This is a genomic window from Pseudogemmobacter sp. W21_MBD1_M6, from assembly GCF_052119585.1.
GTDB lineage: Bacteria > Pseudomonadota > Alphaproteobacteria > Rhodobacterales > Rhodobacteraceae > JBGQOJ01.
Window position 1 is genome coordinate 154,065 of sequence record NZ_JBGQOJ010000001.1, and the last position, 16,397, is coordinate 170,461.

General features: G+C 58.7%; 18 protein-coding genes. 7 read left to right on the forward strand and 11 right to left on the reverse strand.

Features of this window, described 5'->3' with window-relative positions:
- Positions 1–50 precede the first annotated feature (50 nt).
- The 3 genes from groL to ACEN2R_RS00610 form a co-directional block, all read right to left on the reverse strand.
- Positions 51–1,691 carry a chaperonin GroEL gene (gene groL, locus ACEN2R_RS00600; RefSeq protein WP_442038153.1) on the reverse strand — a complete coding sequence of 547 codons (1,641 nt, stop codon included), beginning with the start codon at positions 1,689–1,691 and terminating at the stop codon, positions 51–53.
- 42 nt (positions 1,692–1,733) lie between these two features.
- Entirely contained in the window at positions 1,734–2,021 is a 288-nt protein-coding gene (locus tag ACEN2R_RS00605; protein WP_442038155.1) for a co-chaperone GroES, read from the reverse strand.
- Positions 2,022–2,160: 139 nt separating this feature from the next.
- Positions 2,161–2,892: a DUF2161 domain-containing phosphodiesterase gene (locus ACEN2R_RS00610; RefSeq protein ID WP_442038157.1), complete on the reverse strand. Its 732-nt coding sequence runs from the start codon at positions 2,890–2,892 to the stop codon at positions 2,161–2,163.
- A gap of 220 nt (positions 2,893–3,112) precedes the next feature.
- Between ACEN2R_RS00610 and ACEN2R_RS00615 the strand changes: the two genes are divergently transcribed.
- The 6 genes from ACEN2R_RS00615 (at position 3,113) to ACEN2R_RS00640 (ending at position 8,105) form a co-directional block, all read left to right on the forward strand.
- On the forward strand, positions 3,113–4,030 hold the full coding sequence (locus tag ACEN2R_RS00615; protein WP_442038158.1) for a manganese-dependent inorganic pyrophosphatase: 918 nt from the start codon (positions 3,113–3,115) through the stop codon (positions 4,028–4,030).
- A gap of 119 nt (positions 4,031–4,149) precedes the next feature.
- The gene (locus ACEN2R_RS00620; RefSeq protein WP_442038160.1) at positions 4,150–5,022 is read left to right on the forward strand and encodes a TIGR01459 family HAD-type hydrolase; all 873 of its coding nucleotides are present in this window, start codon (positions 4,150–4,152) and stop codon (positions 5,020–5,022) included.
- 100 nt (positions 5,023–5,122) lie between these two features.
- Positions 5,123–5,566, forward strand: coding sequence for a MaoC family dehydratase (locus ACEN2R_RS00625; RefSeq protein ID WP_442038162.1), 444 nt, complete (start codon positions 5,123–5,125; stop codon positions 5,564–5,566).
- 37 nt (positions 5,567–5,603) lie between these two features.
- A complete protein-coding gene (locus tag ACEN2R_RS00630; RefSeq protein WP_442038164.1) occupies positions 5,604–6,542 on the forward strand; it encodes a bifunctional riboflavin kinase/FAD synthetase in 939 nt (312 codons plus the stop codon).
- A gap of 40 nt (positions 6,543–6,582) precedes the next feature.
- A complete protein-coding gene (locus ACEN2R_RS00635) occupies positions 6,583–7,053 on the forward strand; it encodes a YcgN family cysteine cluster protein (protein ID WP_442038166.1) in 471 nt (156 codons plus the stop codon).
- Complete coding sequence (locus ACEN2R_RS00640; RefSeq protein WP_442039453.1) at positions 7,053–8,105, forward strand: threonine aldolase family protein; 1,053 nt, start codon at positions 7,053–7,055, stop codon at positions 8,103–8,105. The genes ACEN2R_RS00635 and ACEN2R_RS00640 overlap by 1 nt, the downstream gene beginning before the upstream one ends.
- A 70-nt stretch (positions 8,106–8,175) precedes the next feature.
- Here the strand turns inward: ACEN2R_RS00640 and ACEN2R_RS00645 are convergent, their stop codons facing one another.
- Complete coding sequence (locus tag ACEN2R_RS00645) at positions 8,176–8,775, reverse strand: 2-hydroxychromene-2-carboxylate isomerase (RefSeq protein ID WP_442038168.1); 600 nt, start codon at positions 8,773–8,775, stop codon at positions 8,176–8,178.
- Positions 8,776–8,881: 106 nt separating this feature from the next.
- Here ACEN2R_RS00645 and ACEN2R_RS00650 point away from each other — a divergent pair, with 106 nt between their 5' ends.
- Complete coding sequence (locus ACEN2R_RS00650) at positions 8,882–9,901, forward strand: ribose-phosphate pyrophosphokinase (protein ID WP_442038170.1); 1,020 nt, start codon at positions 8,882–8,884, stop codon at positions 9,899–9,901.
- Positions 9,902–9,925: 24 nt separating this feature from the next.
- Here ACEN2R_RS00650 and ACEN2R_RS00655 read toward each other — a convergent pair whose 3' ends face one another.
- The 7 genes from ACEN2R_RS00655 to ACEN2R_RS00685 form a co-directional block, all read right to left on the reverse strand.
- Positions 9,926–10,276 carry an H-type lectin domain-containing protein gene (locus tag ACEN2R_RS00655; protein ID WP_442038172.1) on the reverse strand — a complete coding sequence of 117 codons (351 nt, stop codon included), beginning with the start codon at positions 10,274–10,276 and terminating at the stop codon, positions 9,926–9,928.
- Positions 10,277–10,388: 112 nt separating this feature from the next.
- On the reverse strand, positions 10,389–10,790 hold the full coding sequence (locus ACEN2R_RS00660; RefSeq protein WP_442038174.1) for a F0F1 ATP synthase subunit epsilon: 402 nt from the start codon (positions 10,788–10,790) through the stop codon (positions 10,389–10,391).
- 11 nt (positions 10,791–10,801) lie between these two features.
- Positions 10,802–12,232: a F0F1 ATP synthase subunit beta gene (atpD, locus tag ACEN2R_RS00665; protein ID WP_442038175.1), complete on the reverse strand. Its 1,431-nt coding sequence runs from the start codon at positions 12,230–12,232 to the stop codon at positions 10,802–10,804.
- A 17-nt stretch (positions 12,233–12,249) separates the two neighbouring features.
- Positions 12,250–13,119, reverse strand: coding sequence for a F0F1 ATP synthase subunit gamma (locus ACEN2R_RS00670; protein ID WP_442038177.1), 870 nt, complete (start codon positions 13,117–13,119; stop codon positions 12,250–12,252).
- A 25-nt stretch (positions 13,120–13,144) separates the two neighbouring features.
- Positions 13,145–14,683 carry a F0F1 ATP synthase subunit alpha gene (gene atpA, locus ACEN2R_RS00675; RefSeq protein WP_442038179.1) on the reverse strand — a complete coding sequence of 513 codons (1,539 nt, stop codon included), beginning with the start codon at positions 14,681–14,683 and terminating at the stop codon, positions 13,145–13,147.
- Complete coding sequence (locus tag ACEN2R_RS00680; RefSeq protein ID WP_442038181.1) at positions 14,684–15,244, reverse strand: F0F1 ATP synthase subunit delta; 561 nt, start codon at positions 15,242–15,244, stop codon at positions 14,684–14,686.
- Positions 15,245–15,532: 288 nt separating this feature from the next.
- Positions 15,533–16,297: a class I SAM-dependent methyltransferase gene (locus tag ACEN2R_RS00685; protein ID WP_442038183.1), complete on the reverse strand. Its 765-nt coding sequence runs from the start codon at positions 16,295–16,297 to the stop codon at positions 15,533–15,535.
- Between the last annotated feature and the right edge of the window lie 100 nt (positions 16,298–16,397).

Sequence of the window (16,397 nt, forward strand, 5' to 3'; positions counted from 1 at the left end):
AGAAAGGGCACCCCGAGGGATGCCCTTTACCGTCAAACCCGAAGGTCTGATTACATCATGCCGCCCATGCCGCCCATGTCAGGCATGCCGCCGCCTGCACCGCCGTCTTTCGACGGCTTGTCGGCAACCATGGCTTCGGTGGTGATCAGCAGACCCGCGATGGAGGCTGCATCTTCCAGAGCCGTACGCACAACCTTGGCAGGGTCAATCACGCCGAACTTGAACATGTCGCCATATTCTTCGGTCTGCGCGTTGAAGCCGAACTTCAGGTCGTCGCTTTCGCGGATCTTGCCGGCAACGACGGAACCGTCAACGCCTGCGTTTTCCGCGATCTGACGCAGGGGTGCCTCGAGTGCCTTGCGGACAATCGCGATACCGGCGTCTTGATCGGAGTTTGCGCCTTTCAGGCCGGACAGCTTCTTGCCCGCTTGGATCAGAGCAACGCCACCGCCCACAACGATACCTTCCTGCACGGCCGCACGGGTCGCGTTCAGGGCATCGTCAACGCGGTCTTTGCGCTCTTTGACTTCGATTTCGGTCATGCCGCCAACGCGGATAACAGCAACACCGCCGGCCAGTTTGGCAACGCGCTCTTGCAGCTTTTCACGGTCGTAGTCGGATGTGGTCTCTTCGATCTGGCCACGAATCTGGGACACGCGTGCCTCGATCTCGGCTTTCTCGCCGCCACCATCGATGATGGTGGTGGTGTCTTTGGTGATGGTGACCTTCTTGGCGGTGCCCAGCATGTCGATCGTGACATTTTCAAGCTTCATACCCAGATCTTCGGAAATCACCTGACCGCCGGTCAGGATTGCGATGTCCTGCAGCATGGCTTTGCGACGATCGCCGAAGCCAGGTGCCTTGACGGCCGCAATTTTCAGCCCGCCGCGCAGCTTGTTGACAACCAAAGTCGCCAGTGCTTCGCCTTCGACATCTTCCGAGATGATCAGCAGGGGCTTGCCCGACTGGATCACGGACTCGAGCAGCGGAACCATTGGCTGCAGCGACGAGAGCTTTTTCTCGTGCAACAGGATGATCGCGTCGTCGAGGTCGGCGATCATTTTCTCGGGGTTGGTCACGAAATACGGGCTCAGGTAGCCACGGTCGAACTGCATGCCTTCGACGACATCGGTCTCGGTCTCGAGGCCTTTGTTCTCTTCGACGGTGATCACACCCTCGTTGCCGACTTTTTGCATCGCGTCTGCAATCTGCTGGCCAATCGCGGTTTCACCGTTGGCAGAGATCGTTCCGACCTGTGCAACTTCTGCACTGTCGCTGACGGGACGAGCTGCGGCCTTGATCGCTGCGACAACCGTGGCGGTTGCCAGGTCGATGCCGCGCTTCAGGTCCATCGGGTTCATGCCAGCCGCAACCGACTTCATGCCCTCTTTTACGATCGCCTGCGCCAGAACGGTCGCAGTGGTCGTGCCGTCACCGGCTTCGTCGTTGGTCCGGGAAGCAACTTCCTTGACCATCTGCGCGCCCATGTTCTCGAACTTGTCTTCCAGTTCGATTTCCTTGGCAACCGATACACCGTCTTTGGTGATGCGCGGTGCGCCAAAGGATTTGTCCAGAACAACGTTCCGGCCTTTGGGGCCGAGCGTTACTTTGACAGCATCCGCAAGAATGTTGACACCTTTGAGCATGCGATTGCGCGCATCGGTGCCGAATTTTACGTCCTTAGCAGCCATGTGTGTAGCTCCTTAAATTGATTGATTTCAAGACAAGCGATCTCAGGCGATGATGCCGAGGATGTCGCTTTCTTTCATGATCAGCAGCTCTTCACCTTCAACGGTGACTTCGGTGCCGGACCATTTGCCGAACAGAACACGGTCGCCGGCCTTGACGGCCATTGCGATCAGCTCGCCGGAATCTTTGCGTGTGCCTTCGCCGCAAGCGATGATTTCGCCTTCAGCCGGCTTTTCTTTTGCGCTGTCTGGAATGATCAGACCGCCCTTGGTCTTCTCGTCGCCTTCAATACGACGGACCAGTACACGGTCGTGCAACGGTGTGAATGCCATGTCAGAACGCTCCCTTGGTTCTAAAGTTTGTGTGTCGTTAGCACTCATACGATGCGAGTGATAACGACCCGTAGGTAAGGAAGCCGCCCCCGCCTGTCAACGGCAGCCCAGCAGATAAAAACACAGAATGCGCGGAATTTTACCGAACCGCGTCCGGGGGTGGATCTGCGGGCCGATCTGTGGGACTACCTGCACACCAATCTGCGGGCGCGCCATACCGCAACAGCCCTGCCTCGCCCTTCGGAGTCAAAGCATAGATCCCCTTGGCGATTCTTTCGAACCAGCCGTAATGATCCTCGGCCATCATCCGCGTCGCGGCCTTGACCCCTGCGGCGCTGGCAACCACCGCACCCTTGGCCGGGCCCAGATCGCGCAAAACCGCAGCACAACGCACCGCATCCTGACGATAGGCCGTCACCAACCCCGCCCGCGTCGATCCGCCGGTATTCGGATCGCCCTCGCGTCGGGCGAACTCACGCAGCAACCGGGTCTTTCTGACCGCCGATTTGCGCGGAACGAACGGCGCCGGGTCAAGATGCACCTCGACCAGACCATCCCCCGGCCGCACCGTGATCAACCCCAACCCCAAACGGCGGCACAACGCCGCGTTGTCCTTTATCGCCCTCAAAAAAACCCGCCCCGTACCGCGCGGAACAGCCAGATAGACCGCGTCGGTCACGCTTTGCCGCGCGATGCCCTGATGCACCAGAGACAGAGAAAACCCGACTTTCAGTTCGATGATGACAGGGGCTTCGTCGCCGCGTATGGCCACAACATCCGCAGCCCCCACTTCGGATTTCACCTCGTATCCCTGCGCCTGCAAATGCGCCTTGATCGGTGGGTAAAGGTCTGTCTCGCGCGTCTTGGTCATAGGGCTGTCTTAGCGCGCCGACCTATGGATGTCAGCTAAATCCTTGACCAAGAAAAGATGAGTATTTGGACCGAGAAGAACATGCAGGGTCTTCTCGGTCCAAATACTCGAATTTCCGAAGGCGCCGCAGCGATGTCAAATGGTCTCATGCGGGGCATCGTGACAACGGCTGCGAGCCTGCCTATAAGGATGCGAAACAGCGTATCCAATGGACAGTGACATGATCAAAGTTTTTGGCCACAAGGCCCCCGACACAGACAGCACCGGCAGCCCGATTATCTGGGCCTGGTATTTGACCGAAGTCAAAGGCACCCCTGCCGCCGCCAAATTGCTGGGCGAACCGAACACCGAGGCCGCCTTTGTGCTAAAACGCTGGACCCTCGACAAGCCGGAAATCATCGCGGATGTGACCGCCGACGATACCTGCGTTGTGGTCGACACCAACAATCCCGCCGAACTGCCCGCATCGATCAACGATGCCAATGTCATTCAGATCATCGACCATCATATGTTGGCCGGCGGGTTGAAAACCAGGGGTCCGATCGACATCACCATCCGCCCGTTGGCCTGCACCGCCACCATCATGCACGACCTGATGGGCGACGACGCGGCGAAAATGCCCGAGGGCATTCGCGGCGCGATGTTGTCCTGCATCCTGTCCGACACTCTGGAATTCCGCAGCCCGACCACCACGCCGCATGATCGCGCCGTGGCAGAGAAACTGGCGGCAGACCTGGGCGTTTCCATTCCCGATCTTGCGGCAGAGCTGTTTGAGGCGAAATCCGACGTCTCGGCCTTTTCCGACGCGGAATTGCTTCGGATGGACAGCAAGGAATACGAAATCGCAGGCACCCGGTTCCGCGTGTCGGTTCTGGAAACCACTGCGCCCAAGATCGTGCTGGACCGCAAGGACAGCCTGATGAAATCCATGGAAACGGTCGCAAAGGAGGACGGCGCCGATCAGGTTCTGCTGTTCGTCGTGGACATCCTGAACGAGGAGGCCACCCTGTTGGTGCCCAATGATCTGGTCAAGCGGATCGCCGAGAAAAGCTTTGGCGCGACGGTCACCGGCGATCTTGTTGTGCTGCCCGGCGTGATGAGCCGCAAAAAGCAGATCATCCCCGTTCTTGCGATGTGATCGTTTGAAATAATTCGGGGAAAGGGGCGCTTCGGCGCCCCTTTTTTACGTCACATACGATACATACGGTATGTGCATAGGTTGTGCATGGATTTCACACTGCCATTTTCGAGGCCCCAATGACCCAGATCATCACCTCCCTCTCCGAGATCTCCGACCGTTACGACGCGCTGTTCGTCGACCTTTGGGGCTGCGTCCACAACGGCATTTCCGCCCTGCCAGAGGCCGTTGCCGCCCTGCATACCTACAAGGCCGGCGGCGGCAAGGTTGTGCTTGTCACCAACTCGCCCCGCCCCCGTGACAGCGTCGCACATCAGATCAAGGGCATGGGCGTGCCCGATGACTGCTGGGACACGATCGCAACATCGGGTGACAGCGCACGGGCCGCCATGTTTCGCGGAATCGTTGGGCAAAAGGTCTATTTCATCGGCGAGGATCGGGATCTGGCGTTCTTTACCCCCCTGAAGATCGTCGAGGATGCCATCGATATCCAGCAGGTTCCACTGGCCGAGGCCGAAGGCATCGTTTGCGCGGGCCCCTTCGATCCTATGGCCGATCCTTCAGTCTATCGCGCCGACTTTCTATATGCCAAGGCAAAGGGGCTGAAACTGCTTTGCGCCAACCCTGATATCGTGGTGGATCGCGGCGAAACGCGCGAATGGTGCGCAGGCGCTTTGGCGCAACTTTACACGGAAATGGGCGGCGAAAGCCTGTATTTCGGCAAACCCTTTCCGCCGATCTACGACCTTGCCCGCCGCCGGCTGGCTGCCCTTGGCGTGGATGTGCCAAACATCGGCATCCTTGCGATCGGCGACGGTATCCAGACCGATATTAAAGGCGCGATGGGCGAGGACATTGATTCCCTGTTCATCAGCGGCGGGCTTGCGGCAGAGCAGACAAAAACGTCGCACCAACCCGACCCGGATGCGCTAAGTGATTACCTTAAAAAGGAAATGATGTCTCCGAGCTTTGCAATAGGGCAACTGCGTTGACCTAAGAAACGCTTGCAATTGCTGCACTTGCAAAGTAATTATATTACCAAGATACGACAAAATTGGTCAATTAATTACCTTGCCATGTCAGGAACAGCGGATGCTCGATAACATGCCCCGTGGAACGATTTGCATCGAAGACATCGAAATCGGCATGAGCCGCAACCTGCGCAAGCAGGTGACCGACCGCGATATCCAGATGTTCGCAGAAATATCGACCGATCATAATCCGGTGCATCTGGATGACGATTATGCCCGCGATACGATCTTTGAAGGGCGTATCGCCCACGGCATGCTGACCGCTGGCCTGATTTCGGCGGTGATCGGGGAACAATTGCCGGGCCACGGCACGGTTTACCTTGGCCAGACGCTGAAATTCATGGCCCCCGTGCGCCCCGGCGACATGGTTTTTGCCGAGGTCAAAGTGACCGCAATCGACTACGCCAAGCGTCGTGTCACGATGGATTGCCACTGTGCCGTCGGCGGTAAAATCGTCCTGAAAGGCGAGGCGGTGGTCCTTGCCCCGAGCCGTAAATTCGACTGAGGCTTGCAGAGGCGGCGCAGGGGCGGTAATTCGCCCTATGCGGATCATTCGAGACTTTCAGTTTGTCAGCGATCAAGACCGGGGCGCCAGCGCCGCAATCGGCAATTTCGATGGCGTCCATCTGGGCCATCGCGCCGTGATCGACATTGCGCGGGCGCAGGCACAGCGCATCGGCTGTCCTCTTGGCATCCTGACGTTCGAGCCGCACCCGAGGCAGTTTTTTACCCCCGACGCCCCCGCCTTTCGCCTGATGAACGCCGAGGCAAAAGCCAACCGCCTTGCCAAGCTGGGAGTCGAGCGTCTGTATGAACTGGCCTTTAACAAGGGGTTGGCGGGTCTATCCGCAGACGCATTCGCACGCACCGTCATCGCGGACGGACTTGGGCTGAAACATGTCGTCGTCGGCTCTGACTTTTGCTTTGGCCGCGGGCGCACAGGCACCGCGACCGACCTGAAATCCTTTGGCGAAACCATGGGATTTGGCGTAACCATCGCCGACCTTGTGGCGCTGGACGAAGGCGAGGTGTCCTCGACCTCGATCCGTCAGGCCCTGACCGACGGGCGCCCCGCCGATGCCGCAAGGATGCTTGGCCATTGGCACCGCATGGAAGGCGAAGTGATCCGCGGCGATCAACGCGGTCGCGACCTTGGCTATCCAACCGCGAATATGTCGATTGCCGGTCTGCACCCGCCGAAATTCGGCGTCTACGCTGTCACGGTCGATGTTCTGACTGGCCCGCACAAGGGCACCTATAAAGGTGCCGCTTCGATCGGGGTCCGCCCGATGTTCGGGGAAAACCTGCCGAACCTGGAAACCTTCCTGTTCGACTTCAAGGGTGATCTTTATGGCGCGCATCTGTCCGTCGCTCTGGTGGACTACCTTCGACCGGAGCTGAAGTTCGACAGCCTTGATGCGCTGATCGTGCAGATGGATGCCGACTGCATGCGTGCACGTGAAATACTGAATGGTCTCTGACCGCCCTTTCCTTTCGCTTTTTTACCGTTAGGCTGCCCCGATGAAAGACCCGATAGACCGCACAGGCCTGCGTCCGCAGTTCTGGGAAAACATCAAGCTGCACGACATGACCGCGCCCGAATGGGAAGCGCTGTGTGACGGCTGCGGCAAATGCTGCCTGAACAAGCTGGAAGACGAGGACACACAGGACGTTGTATTCACCCGCATCGCCTGCCGCCTGCTGGACGACAGCACATGCCGCTGTGCCCAGTATGACATCCGCAAGAAATTCGTGCCGGAATGCGTGGTTCTGACCCCGAAAAACATCGGCGAAATCGGGTATTGGATGCCTTCCACTTGCGCCTATCGACTGCTGCAAGAGGGTCAAAAGTTGGCGCCATGGCACCCGCTGATTTCGGGCACGGCTGAATCGGTGCATGAGGCGGGCATGTCCGTGCGCGGCTGGACCGTGCCGGAATTCGAGGTGCCGCTCGAGGAATGGGAAGACTACGTGATAGAAGGGGACATCTGATTTTTTTCGCATCTGACAACACCTCGCCTGTGCCGCCGCAGGTGCTGGAAGCGCTGACCAGAGCCAACGAAGGCTATGTCTCCTCCTATGGCACCGATCCCATCATGGACGGCGTCCGCACCCGCATCCGCGAGATATTCGAGGCCCCCGATGCAGCCGTCTATCTGGTGGCCACCGGTACAGCCGCAAACGCCCTGTCTCTGGCCATCTGTTGCCCGCCCTGGGCCAGCGTCTTTTGCCACAGGAATGCCCACGTCGAAGAGGACGAATGCGGCGCGCCAGAGTTCTATACCGGCGGCGCGAAACTGGTCCTGATCGACGGAGAGCACGGCCGCATCTCGCCCGACGGATTGCGACAGGCCATCGGCTTTGCCGGTCGCGCGGGGGTGCACAATGTCCAAAGGGGCATGCTTAGCGTCACCAACTCGACCGAATGCGGCACGGTCTATTCGCCTGCCCAGATTGCAGACCTGACCAGCATCGCCAAGGGCGCCGGGCTACCCTGCCACATGGATGGTGCACGGTTCACAAATGCACTGGTGGCCGCTGGCTGCACCCCCGCCGAAATGACGTGGAAGGCCGGCATAGACGTCCTGTCCTTTGGCGGCACGAAGAACGGATTGATCGGGGTCGAGGCGGTCGTGATCTTCAACCCGGAAAAGGCATGGGAATTCGAACTTCGCCGCAAGCGAGGCGGGCATCTGGTTTCCAAGCACCGCTATCTATCGGCGCAGATGCAGGCTTATCTTCAGGACGATCTGTGGCTGCAGCTGGCCAGACAATCCAATGCCGCCGCAGCCCGCCTTTCAAACGCGATGCTGACCATAAAGGGCGCAACCCTCTTGCACCCGACAGAGGCGAACGCGGTTTTTGCCTCTTGGCCACGCGGCGGCCATAGGCGCGCCCATGCTGGCGGTGCCGAGTATTTTTTCTGGCCGTCCAACCAGTCACTGGACGGGCCAGAAGACGCCCCTGTATCGGCCCGTCTGGTCTGTTCCTGGTCGACGACAGATCAGGACATCGATACATTTATCGGCCTGATCCGTCCCTGATTTCTTTGTTCTATGAATAGACGTGGGTCTTGCGGTGGGACCGCCCGTTCCGGGCTTGCCCCGCGCAGATCTACAGCTTGCCAGACAAATGCAGATCCAGATCCTCGAGGCGGTCCTGCCCCCAGAACCGCTCATCCGTGTCGGTGATGTAGAAGGGTGCCCCGAATGCACCGCGCATAACAGCCTCTTCCAGATTGCGCGCATACGTGTCGGCCCCCTGCAGCAGCCCCTTGTCTGCCAAAGCCGGATCAAACCCGGCATCTGCCAGCATCTCGCGGATAACATCGTCGCGGGCGATGTCTTTTTCTTCGGCCCAGCATGCTTTGGTCATGGAATGTACCAGTTTTGACAAATTGCCGCCGCCAGCCGATTGCGCGGCGATGATCGCATATGAACTGGGCGCGGGGTTGGTGGGCCAGAACGCCGGTTTGACATTCAGCGGCAGGCCGGTCTTTGCCGACAGTCTGCGCAGTTCCTGAAGCCGGTATGTCTGGCGCGATTCGTGGCGGTCTTTCGGCGCGGTCCCCCCCGTGCGCCCGAACAAGGCGACGACATCAAGCGGTTTATAGGTGACGGTTGCGCCGTGTTTCGACGCAATCTCCTCCAGCCTGCGACCGGCCAGATAGGTGAAAGGTGAAACTGTCGCAAAAAAGTAGTCAATATGGGCCATTTTATTCCCCTTTGGTGCCTCAAGGTTTGCCGCGACCGTAGTCGGGTGGTAAGCGGTGTCAACCTTCACACTGTTGTCACAGACTGCCATCTTGGGGACCTGCTACATGCCTGTCATGAATGAACCGAAACTGATTTCCGGCAACGCCAACCGACCGCTTGCAACTGCGGTTGCGCGCCGCATGTCGATGCACCGCGGCATGAATGTGGGATTGGTTGACGCCCGCGTCGAGCGGTTCAACGATCAGGAAATCTTTGTCGAAGTCTATGAGAACGTCCGCGGCGAGGATATGTTCATCATCCAGCCGACATCGAACCCGGCGAACGATAACCTGATGGAACTGTTGATCATCGCGGACGCGCTTCGCCGGTCGTCCGCAGCGCGCATCACCGCAGTGATCCCGTATTTCGGCTATGCCCGCCAAGACCGCCGGTCTAAGGCGCGGACGCCGATTTCTGCCAAATTGGTGGCGAATATGCTGGTCGAATCCGGGATCGAACGGGTTTTGACGATGGATCTGCATGCCGCTCAGATCCAGGGTTTCTTCGATATTCCCGTCGACAACCTTTACGCCGCACCGGTCTTTGCGCTGGATATTCAGGCAATGTTCAAGGGACAGCTGGACGATGTGATGGTCGTCTCTCCTGATGTCGGGGGGGTGGCCCGCGCGCGGGAACTTGCCAAGCGGATCGGTTGCCCCCTTTCCATCGTGGACAAACGTCGCGAAAAAGCCGGCGAGATCGCTGAAATGACCGTCATCGGCGACGTGACCGGAAAGAAATGCATCATCGTGGATGACATCTGCGACACGGCCGGAACCCTGTGCAAGGCCGCCGAAGTTCTGATGGAAAGCGGGGCAAGCGAGGTTCATTCCTACATCACCCACGGCGTTCTGTCAGGCCCCGCCGTCGACCGCATCACGAATTCTGTGATGAAGTCTTTGGTCATCACTGATTCGATAGAGCCAACCGATGCGGTGAAGAATGCGCATAACATCCGGATCGTTCCGACAGCGCCCATGTTCGCACAGGCGATCCTGAACATCTGGAACGGCACATCGGTTTCGTCGCTGTTCGACCATGAAACGCTAGTGCCGATCTACGAAGGCATGTACGCCCGCGACTAAGCCAAAAATGCCGGGATTGGGGCGCTAGACGACGTCCCAATCCTCGTCACCCATGACCTCGCCGATGGCAAGCCAATCCGCGCGAATGCGGGCAATTCGGGTGTCGCCCCAGGTCCGGAACACGATGACAAAACCGTCGGGGTTTACCGTTTCCGCCGATATATCAGCGCGTTGGTTGGATTCCTTGTCGAAATCCCACATTGAAATACTGACCGTAACCGTCGGAGTGGACGCGAACGGGTTGTCGAATTCTATAATCTTGCGAAGCTCACGTGGCCCCTTGCCGGTCCACATGACACCATCGTGCTGATAGTCGGAAAACAGGATAATCGAGCCGTTGTCGATCCCGGTCAGATGTCTGTTTATTCGCCGCATATAAAATCCTTCCGGATATCATCTATCAGGCAATACTTGCGCAAATGGAAACATAAAAAACAAAAGGCCCCGCAACATGCAGGGCCTTTCAAAAACGTTGTGACGAAACCGATCAGGAAAGACCGATGTGATCGCCAATCGCAACCATGTCCGCAAGCAGCTTGGCAGCGGCATCCACGGTCTCTTCGCCGGCTGATTTATGCGCCTCCTGGGCGTCCTCGATCAGCTTGTCGACGTGACCTCGGGTGACTTCGGCCCGTGGCAGCGACATCTCTGCCAGCACGGACACACCCGCCGCCGTGATTTCGGCGAAACCGCCGGTCACAAGGTATTCATGCGTCTCGCTACCTGCAACGACCTTCAACAGGCCGGGGCGCAGGGTCGTGATTGTGGGCGCATGGCCCGGCATCGCCGTAAGATCGCCATCGGCGCCGGGGATTTGAACCTCCGACACCTGAAACGACGCAAGGCTGCGCTCGGGTGATACCAGATCGAATTGCATCATATCGGCCATTATCGGCTCCCTTATGCTGCGTCAGCAGCCATGCGTTCGGCTTTTGCGATCACTTCGTCGATACCGCCAACCATGTAGAAGGCTGCCTCGGGAAGGTGATCGTATTCACCGGCCACAACGGCCTTGAACGATTTGATCGTCTCTTCCAGCGGAACCTGCTTGCCGTCTGCGCCGGTAAAGACCTTTGCCACGTCAAACGGCTGCGACAGGAAGCGCTGGATCTTACGCGCACGTGCCACGGACAGTTTGTCTTCTTCGCTGAGTTCGTCCATGCCAAGGATGGCGATGATGTCCTGCAGCGACTTGTAGCGCTGAAGAACACCCTGAACGTCGCGGGCAACCTGGTAATGCTCTTCGCCGACAACGGTCGGGTCGAGAATACGGCTGGTAGAGTCGAGCGGGTCAACGGCGGGGTAGATACCCAGTTCCGAGATGGCGCGCGACAGAACCGTGGTTGCGTCGAGGTGGGCGAAGGATGTCGCAGGCGCAGGGTCGGTCAAATCGTCGGCGGGCACGTAGATGGCCTGCACCGAGGTGATCGCACCGGCTTTGGTCGAAGTAATACGTTCCTGCAGGGCGCCCATGTCGGTCGCCAGCGTTGGCTGGTAGCCCACAGCGGACGGAATACGGCCCAAAAGAGCGGACACTTCGGAACCGGCCTGCGTGAAGCGGAAGATGTTGTCCACGAAGAACAGAACGTCGGTGCCGGACTGGTCGCGGAACTGCTCTGCCAATGTCAGACCGGACAGCGCGACGCGCATACGTGCACCTGGCGGCTCGTTCATCTGGCCGTAGACCAGCGCCACCTTGGATTTTTCCAGATCGTCGGGAACGATAACACCCGATTCGATCATCTCGTGGTACAGGTCGTTGCCTTCGCGCGTCCGCTCGCCCACACCGGCGAATACCGAAAAGCCAGAGTGCACTTTGGCGATGTTGTTGATCAGTTCCATGATGAGAACCGTCTTGCCCACGCCGGCACCGCCGAACAAACCGATCTTACCACCCTTGGAATAGGGTGCCAGCAGGTCGATGACCTTGATGCCGGTGACCAGAATCTCGGAGCTTGTCGCCTGTTCGTCGAACGCTGGTGCGTCGCGGTGGATCGGGCGGGTTTCCGTTGCGTTCACAGGGCCTTTTTCGTCAACGGGTTCGCCGATGACGTTCAGGATCCGTCCCAGGGTCGCATTGCCAACGGGCATCGAGATCGGCGCGCCTGTGTCGGTCACTTTCGCGCCGCGAACCAGACCTTCGGTCGCGCCCATAGCGATCGTCCGCACGGTGTTCTCACCAAGGTGCTGCGCCACTTCCAGAACCAGTTTCTGGCCGTTGTTATCCGTAATCAGGGCGTTCAGAATCTGGGGAAGTTCATCCCCGAACTGAACGTCGATGACGGCGCCAATCACCTGCGTGACTTTGCCGACTGCCATTGCTTTTGCCATGTCGTTTCTCCGCTTCGTCAGAGTGCTTCCGCACCCGAAATAATTTCAATCAGCTCGCTGGTGATAACCGCCTGACGGGTCCGGTTGTACTGGATCGTCAGTTTGTCGATCATCTCTCCGGCGTTCCGCGTGGCGTTGTCCATCGCACTCATCCGTGCGCCCTGCTCAGAGGCCGCATTTTCGAGAAGCGCCGCAAAAACCTGCGTGGCAACACCGCGTGGCAGGAGGTCTGCAAGGATCCCCTCTTCGCTGGGTTCATAGTCGTAAAGCGTGCTTTCCTCGGCCGTTTCCTCGAACGACGCAGGAATAACCTGCAGCGTTGTCGGGATCTGACTGACCACGTTCACGAACCGGCTGTAGAACAGCGTAGCAACGTCGAACTCGCCTGCATTGAAGCGGGTCAGCACATCTTTTGCGATCGCTTGCGCGTTCACATAGCCGACACGCTTCACTTCGGTCAGATCGACATGGCCAATCATCGCATCACCGTTTTCACGGCGAAGCTGTTCCCGGCCTTTTTTGCCCACGGTGATAATTTTCACCGTTTTGCCTTCGGCACGCAATTTTGCGATATGAAGACGGGCCATTTTTACGATCGACGAGTTGAAACCGCCGCACAGGCCGCGCTCTGACGTCATGACGACAAGCAGGTGCACCTTGTTGCTGCCGGTGCCCGACAACAACTTCGGCGCCGAGTCCGACCCACCAACAGAGGCAGCAAGACCCGACATCACGGCATTCATCCGCAGCGCATAGGGGCGCGCCGCCTCGGCACTGTCCTGCGCGCGGCGAAGTTTCGCCGCGGCAACCATCTGCATGGCCTTCGTGATCTTCCGCGTGGATTTCACGCTGACGATCCGGTTCTTAAGATCCTTCAGGCTTGGCATCTATCCAATCCTTCCCTGGCCACGATCAAGCAAAGTCAGCAGCGAATGCGTCAAGAGCCGCTCTGATCTTATCCTCGGCGTCGCCCTTGATTTTGGGGTCTTCCTTGGTGATGAAGTCCAGCAGGTCCGCGTGTTTCTTGCGCAGGTGGTTCAACAGGCCTGCTTCGAAACGGCTGACATCCTTGACGGAAATCTTGTCGAGGTAGCCTTTTGTGCCTGCATAGATCACGCAAACGATCTCGGCGTTGCTCAGCGGCGAATACTGTGGCTGCTTCATCAACTCGGTCAGACGGGCGCCACGGTTCAGAAGTTTCTGGGTCGAGGCATCAAGGTCGGAACCGAACTGGGCAAAGGCCGCCATTTCGCGATACTGCGCCAATTCCAGCTTCACCGGACCGGCAACCGATTTCATCGCGTTGGTCTGGGCAGACGAGCCCACGCGGGAAACGGACAGACCGGTGTTCACAGCAGGACGGATGCCCTGATAGAACAGTTCGGTTTCCAGAAAGATCTGACCATCAGTGATCGAGATCACGTTGGTCGGAATAAACGCGGACACGTCGCCACCCTGGGTTTCGATGATCGGCAAAGCGGTCAACGAGCCGGAGCCGTTGTCTTCATTCAGCTTCGACGACCGCTCGAGCAGGCGCGAGTGGAGGTAGAACACGTCGCCGGGGTAGGCTTCACGTCCTGGTGGGCGACGCAGAAGCAGGGACATCTGGCGATAGGACACAGCCTGCTTGGACAGATCATCGTAAACGATCAAAGCGTGGCGGCCGTTGTCACGGAAGAACTCAGCCATAGCGGTGGCGGAATAGGGTGCAAGGAACTGCATAGGCGCAGGATCGGATGCGGTCGCAGCAACAACGATCGTGTATGCGATCGCGCCGGTCTCTTCCAGTTTCTTCACCAGCTGGGCAACGGTCGAACGCTTTTGACCGATAGCCACATAGATGCAGTACAGTTTCTTGCTCTCGTCGTCGCCAGCCGCCTCGTTATAGGACTTCTGGTTCAGAATGGTGTCGAGCGCGATCGCGGTCTTACCGGTCTGACGGTCACCGATGATCAGCTCGCGCTGGCCACGGCCAACGGGGATCATGGCGTCAACCGATTTCAGGCCGGTTGCCATTGGTTCGTGCACCGATTTACGCGGGATAATGCCCGGCGCCTTCGAGTCCGCAACGCGGCGCTCTGTTGCCTTGATCGGGCCTTTGCCGTCGATCGGGTTGCCCAGACCGTCCACAACGCGCCCCAGAAGGGCGTTGCCGGCAGGAACGTCCACGATGGACTTGGTGCGTTTGACAACGTCACCCTCTTTGATGTCGCGGTCGGAGCCGAAAATAACGCAACCGACGTTGTCGGTTTCGAGGTTCAGCGCCATTCCGCGGATACCGCCCGGGAACTCGACCATTTCGCCCGCCTGGACGTTGTCGAGACCGTGGACCCGCGCAATACCGTCACCAACGGAAAGCACACGGCCAACCTCGGCAACTTCAGCGTCTTGGCCAAAGTTCTTGATCTGCTCTTTCAAGATAGCAGAAATTTCAGCAGCTTGGATCGCCATTTATCCGACCTCTTTCATTGCGTTCTGAAGGTTGGAGAGCTTGGAACGGATCGACGTGTCGATCATCTTCGAGCCCACCTTAACAATAAGACCGCCGATGAGGGATTCATCAACGGCCAGATTAATTTTCACATCCTTGCCAATAGACGCGGTCAGCGTTTTGGCAAGCTTGTCCGATTGCGCCTTGGTCAGCGCCTTGGCCGCGGTGACATCAGCCGTCACTTCGCCTTTTTCCTCGGCGATCAGCGCGCGCAAGCTGGAAATCAGCTGCGGCAGCACGAACAGACGACGTTTTTGCGCCATCAGGGCCAAAGTATTGGCCACCGATGTGGAAAGTTTCATTTTTGCAGACAATGCGGCCAGCGCTTTGGTCTGGTCGTCACGCGAATACATCGGCGACGAAATCAGGTCGCGGAAATCGGCACTGTCATTCAGTGCCACGTCAATCGCGTCAACGTCGGCCTCGAGCCCTTTCAGGCCCTTGGCATCTTTTGAAAGTTCAAAAACGGCTATGGCGTAACGCGCAGCAATGCCGGTTGAGATCGAAGCTGGTTCTGACACGTCCACCCTTCCGAAGTCATAGAGCCCTAGTTTTTTTGCCGTGCGGCAAGCTAGGGCAGTTCTGGGCGCATACCGTCACGATATGCACTGAAATCGGCGCGGTGATAGCAGAGGACACCTCACCCCGCAACCGCCTACCTCACGAAATCGGCATTGCCCGGATCAACAAAATAAGGCCCGCGCGTCCAGGTGCGACCTATTGCGCATCCTATAGGCCCCGACATTTAGCGCAATCATGTTTTTTTACCCGAATCCGCCACCCGCCCGCCCGTGCGCCCGGCCCCGCGATCAGCCGGGCTGTGACCGGCCGGTCAGGGCCGGCTCTGCAATGCCGATCCCTTCCAGGACACGCAACGGCCGGCGCACGGCGGCGGGCAATCCCGGACGCGTCGGCGCATAGATCTGCTTTGATGCCTCTACCATCAGCACCCCCCCGGCGTAGTAATTGGAAATCCGGCGCCCGGCCTTTTCCCACATCGGTCCGGTCCGCAACCAGAACCGCCGGTGCGATGGCGGCTGGAACAGGGCGGCGACATGCCGTTCGGGAACAAAGCGGTTCAGCTTCAGCTGGGCCTCCAGCTGACCAAGGCTATAGGGCCGGCCAAACCCGAAAGGCGTCGCATCCCGGCGTGACCAAAGGCCTGCACGGTTGGGGACAACGAACAAGGCCCGCCCCCCCGGGCCCAACACGCGCCAGCATTCCTCCAGCAAAGCTGTGGGATTGTCGCTGGTTTCCAGCCCGTGCATCACGACAAGCCGGTCGACACTGCCCGTGTCAAGCGGCCACAGCGTTTCCTCGCACAAGACAGAGACATTCAACATCCCCGCAGGCCACGGCATAACCCCCTGCGGTCCGGGCATCAGGCCGACAACCCTGCGCGCGTCCTCCAGATAGGGGCGCAGCAATGGAACGGCAAAACCGTAGCCCGCAACCGTCTGGCCCTTTGCCTCGGGCCAAAGCGACGTGATTTGATCACGGATCGCCCTTTGCGCCGCGCGGCCAAGGCCGGTGCGATAGTAGAAATTCCTCAGGTCAACGACATCAAGATGCATCCGGCCTCGTTGGTCCAGTTAGGTTGCTTTGCGGATCATACCCAAGCCGCGGGATATTGCCACGACTTCATTCACCCCCTGCGGTTCGCGGTCAAACACA